This is a genomic window from Sphingomonas bacterium, assembly GCF_903643065.1.
Classification (GTDB): domain Bacteria; phylum Pseudomonadota; class Alphaproteobacteria; order Sphingomonadales; family Sphingomonadaceae; genus Sphingomonas.
Genome location: NZ_CAHJWX010000215.1, coordinates 1 through 4,806 on the forward strand (window position 1 = coordinate 1; position 4,806 = coordinate 4,806).

General features: G+C 68.1%; 5 protein-coding genes. All 5 read left to right on the forward strand.

The window, feature by feature from the left end:
• Positions 1–420: 420 nt before the first annotated feature.
• Positions 421–1,083, forward strand: coding sequence for a PEPxxWA-CTERM sorting domain-containing protein (locus tag HUU95_RS08655; protein ID WP_174279747.1), 663 nt, complete (start codon positions 421–423; stop codon positions 1,081–1,083).
• 235 nt (positions 1,084–1,318) lie between these two features.
• A complete protein-coding gene (locus tag HUU95_RS08660; protein ID WP_174279748.1) occupies positions 1,319–1,996 on the forward strand; it encodes a PEPxxWA-CTERM sorting domain-containing protein in 678 nt (225 codons plus the stop codon).
• Positions 1,997–2,185: 189 nt separating this feature from the next.
• Positions 2,186–2,815: a PEPxxWA-CTERM sorting domain-containing protein gene (locus HUU95_RS14545; RefSeq protein WP_254602705.1), complete on the forward strand. Its 630-nt coding sequence runs from the start codon at positions 2,186–2,188 to the stop codon at positions 2,813–2,815.
• 184 nt (positions 2,816–2,999) lie between these two features.
• On the forward strand, positions 3,000–3,995 hold the full coding sequence (locus HUU95_RS08670; protein WP_174279750.1) for a CorA family divalent cation transporter: 996 nt from the start codon (positions 3,000–3,002) through the stop codon (positions 3,993–3,995).
• Between the two features lie 383 nt (positions 3,996–4,378).
• On the forward strand, positions 4,379–4,806 hold a 428-nt coding region (locus HUU95_RS08675; protein WP_302480110.1), incomplete at its 3' end, for a ribonucleotide reductase N-terminal alpha domain-containing protein.

A 4,806-nucleotide genomic window follows, 5' to 3' on the forward strand; every position in this document is an offset into this window, starting at 1 on the left:
CCGGGCGCACGCGTCCTGCTCGCCGGGCTGCTGACGCGGCAGGCGGACGCGGTGCTCGCGGCCTATGCGCGCATGGGCTGCGTGGAGGAACGCCGCCTCGCGCGCGGCGACTGGACGATCCTGCTGCTCCGGGCGCCCGGCGACTCGGCACCGGACGGCTGACGCCAGCCACCGACGGTCCAGGAGCGTCGTCGATCCACGCCGATCCGGGCGGCTCCGCGCGTAGACAATCGCCTACGCCGGCGATGTCGCTTTCAGCAAGCGCGAGGCGGAGAGGCCGGACCGACCAGCATCGACAGGCAGGTGTGCCGTTTCAGAACCGACATCGGCGTGTCGGTTCCAATGTCGTGACTTGTCAGATGACGGGTCGGTAAACGCTTCCTTAAGCCTTGGCTCGGTTCATTGGAAAGGGATCGATCGATGACGCGAAAGACGTTTCTAGCCGGTGCGGCGCTGGTGGCCGGCCTGCTGCCTTCCGCTGCGTCGGCCGCGACCGTGTTCAGCGAAGACTTCTCGGGCGCCACGCCCGGAGGCAGCTACACGGCGCAGGTGGCGGGGACACAGTTCACGGCGAGCGGGAGCAACGTGGACATCGTCGGGGTCCGCAATGGATCGTTCTACGCGTGCGTGGCGAACCCGTCCGGCAACTGCCTCGATACCGTGGGTGACCAGGGCCCCGGCGTGACGGTGACCAGCACCGCCTTCGCGGTGACCGCCGGCACTACCTATACCCTGTCGTTCGACGAGATCCTCCAGGGCTTCTCGCCGACCGACCTGGCGGTCTCGACCTATACGGCATCGGTTGACGGGTTCACGCAGCTGTTCACATCGACGCCCAACGTCGCCACCCGGACGTTCAGCTTCACTCCGCTGGTATCGACTAGCGTCGCGACGCTGGCGTTCAACGTGCTGACGTCGCCTGACGCGGTGCATGGCCCCGTGCTGTCGAACATCGCCATCACCAGCGCGGACGTTCCCGCCGTCCCCGAGCCGGCGAGCTGGGCGATGATGATCGTCGGCGTCGGCCTGATCGGCGCCGGCCTGCGCTACCGCCAGCGCAACACCGTCCTGCGCTACGTCTGAGGGTCCTCGCTGCGCGTATCCGAAGGAACGCGCAGCCTGCCTCCACTCCCAGCTGGAAGAAGCGAAACCCGGGCGACACGGCGATGTGCAGATGGCGACGACACATCGCGTCGCGTCGCCGGACCCGATGTCCTGATTGGTCGGATGACGGCGTGATAGGCGCTTCCTTCGGCAACCCCTCGACTCAGTGAGAAAGGATTGATTGATGAAGAGAATTATATCCCTGTTCGGCGCGATGCTCGCGATCGGCATCGCCGCGGGAGCGCAAGCCCAGGTCACGGTGACGCCAACCACGCCAGGCTATACCGGGAGCTCGACGGACCTGTTCGATATCTCGAACGGATCGAGCATCGTGAGTTCGACGCCGACGCAAGACGGTGGCGGCATCGGAGTGACCGTCTATCCAGCGATCAACGCCATCGGCGGCAACGCTGGCTTTGGCGGGGATGCGGGCAATACGGTGTTTGCGGACGGCAGTGGCGCGACGGAGAGCTTCATCTTCAAGACACTGTCCGCCGTGACGATCAGCGGCGTGGATCTGCTGCTCGCGGCCGATGAGTTCCGTGCATTCAGAAACGTCGCATTGTTCGGCGGCAACGACGGCGTCGTCTTCAATCAGCTGTTCAGCTACGATCTCGGCACCGGGCTTTACGCCACGACCTATGGATCGGCGGGCATCACCGTCGCCGCCAGGTTCGATCCTGTCTCCTACAGTTATTTCCGGTTCGACGGGGTACCGACGTCGTCGGGGCCCTTCAACGGCGGCCGCCTCATCGAACTCGACGCCATTCCCGGCACCATCGCCGCCGCCATCCCCGAGCCGGCAAGCTGGGCGATGATGATCGTCGGCGTCGGCCTGATCGGCGCGGGCCTGCGCTACCGCCAGCGGCGGACGGTGCTGCGGTTCGCGTGAGGGTTACGGCTGCGCGGCCCGGCGGGACGCGCGGCTTACCTCGCAACGTCAGACCCGCCCGCATCAGAAGACCTGATGCCGTCTCAGGAACTGACGTCGGCTTGTCGGTTCAATTCCGTGACTTGTCCGACGACGGGCTGGTCGACGCCATCATGGTCGGCAGATCGTTTTTCAAAAAAGGATTGGTCCATGAAGAGAGTAAACCTGCTCGCCTCGACCCTCGCGCTCACCGTTGCGCCGTCCATGGCGACCGCCGCGCCAGTCATCTTCGCCGGCAACGGCCATTCCTATCAGGTCGTGAGCGGCCCCCAGGACTGGATCGCAGCGGAAGCGGCGGCCGAGGTGCTGGGCGGTTACCTCGCGACGATCACGTCGGCGGAGGAGAACGCCTTCGTTGCCTCGCTGCTGCCGACATCGGGCACGAACATCCGAGGCTGGCTCGGCGGCTCGGACGCACAGACCGAAGGAACGTGGCAGTGGGTGGTCGGTCCTGAAGCAGGGCAGACCTTCTACATTAAGGGTGGGTCCTCGCAGCCCGGGTACAGCAACTGGTCCGCGATCGGCGGCGAGCCCAATTCCGGCGGCGGCGACGAGGATTACGCCGAGATGTTCGGTTCGGCCGACCTGGAAAGCGGCCGCAGCACGTGGAACGATCTCGCCGAGGCAGGGACGCCCGACATCCTGTCGATCGTCGAGTTCAACGCACCCGCCGCCGCCGTCCCCGAGCCGGCAAGCTGGGCGATGATGATCGTCGGCGTCGGCCTGATCGGCGCGGGCCTGCGCGACCGCCAGCGGCGGGCGGTGCTCCGCTACGTCTGACCCGGGAGCGAGGGGCCGCGGCGCGGCCCTCGTCATCAACAGGCAGCTGGCGATAGCTGCCCTGCCCGGGATCGATGACCCGACCGGGGCCCCGATGAGTTGAACGCGATCCCGCGCGCGCGTTCATCCGGCGGCCAGCTTCGCCCCGCCACACGGCCGCCCCGTTCACCACCCGAGCCGCCGTATGACCGCACCGCCCGCCCCCGCCGACGGCCCCGTCGTCTTCGCCCGCGTCATCGCGTCGGATGGCGCCGCCCGGTCGATCGACTGGCACGCGATCAAGGGCTTCACGCCGGGCGAAGGCGAGCTGTTGTGGGTGCACATCGATCGCGGTGCGCCCGAGCTGAAGCCGTGGCTGCGCGACGCGCTGGGTCTGTCCGAGTCGACGATCGAGGCGCTGACCGGCGACGCAAGGCGGCCGCGCGCGTTTCGCGAGGGCAATGCGGTCGCCGCCATCCTGCGCGGGATCGGCACGGGCGGCGCCGCCGACGACGGCGACCTTACCGCCATGCAGCTCTGGGCGGACGCCACCCATGTCGTCACGCTGCGTCGCCACCGGCTGCTCGCGGCGGGCGATGTGCTGGACGAGGTGGATGCCAGCGACGACGTCACCAGCGCGGGCGACCTCGTCGCGCGGCTGCTGGAAGACACGGTGGCGCGGATCGGCGACGTGATCGTCGACATGAACGACCGGATCGACGCGCTGGAAGCCGCCGACGACGACGCCGACACGCCCGAGGGCCGAATCACCGCCATCGCCGGCCTGCGCCGCCGCTGCCTCGCGATGAAGCGCCATCTGTCCCCGCAGCAGGCCGCGCTGATCCGCGTCGGGCGCGAGGCGCCGGCCTGGTTCTCCGACGACAACCGCGCGGTGATGCGCGAGACCGCCGACCTGCTGCACCGCTTCCTGGAGGACATCGACGTCACGATGGAGAGCGCCGTGGTGCTCCAGGACGACCTGAACGCCCGCACGGCGGCGCAGACCAACCGCACCTCCTACCTCCTGTCAATCGTCGCCGCGATCTTCCTGCCGCTGGGCTTCGTCGCGAGCCTGTTCTCGACCAATCTGGCGGGAACGCCCGGCACCAGGGACGGGGCGAGCTTCTGGATCCTGTGCGGGGCGATGGCCGCGCTGGTGGCGGCGCAGCTGGTCGTGTTCCGGCGACTGCGCTGGCTCTGACGGCGGCGCCGCGCGCTTGCCGTCGGCCGAACGAGCGCGGGCGATTTATTTTCAACGGCGCATCGACGGCTTGTGTTCGCGCGAGTGGCTGAAATGCGCGAGCCGCGCGGAGTCGCCGGCGCCGACGGCGGCTGACGCCGCCGTAGTGGCCTTGCCTTGCCCGACGACTTGGCACAATCAGTAGCGGTCACGGCGGCGGCCAAGCCCCAGCGCTGGTAATATCGCGGTTGCTCACTCAAGCAATCTCGGTTGCCGCGCGAGCAGGCGCCGATGCCATGATCTTGTTTTGTTCTTGGCCGGCCCGTGTAGGATGCGGGTCCGCCGAGTCGGACGGGCGGACGGACCATGGGAGTGATGGCGTGGATTTGAGCGATGCGGGCGTGATGCCGACCGAGACGATCGACCGGCCCGAGGCGACGGCCGCGCCGGTCCCGCCGCGCCCGGCCGCGACACGGCCCTTCGCGCTGGAGGTCGATCACGGCCGCGACTCGCTCCTCACCGATTTCGGCAAGGAGACGCTCAAGGATCGCTACCTGCTGCCCGGCGAGGGCATCCAGGACCTGTTCGTCCGCGTCGCGTCGGCCTATGCCGATGACCAGCCGCACGCGCAGCGACTGTACGACTATATCAGCCGCCTGTGGTTCATGCCCGCCACCCCCGTCCTGTCGAACGGCGGCACTGGGCGCGGCCTGCCGATCTCCTGCTTCCTCAATTCGGTCCCCGACAGCCTCGACGGCATCGTCGACACCTGGAACGAGAATGTCTGGCTCGCCTCGCGCGGCGGCGGCATCGGCACCTATTGGGGCAATGT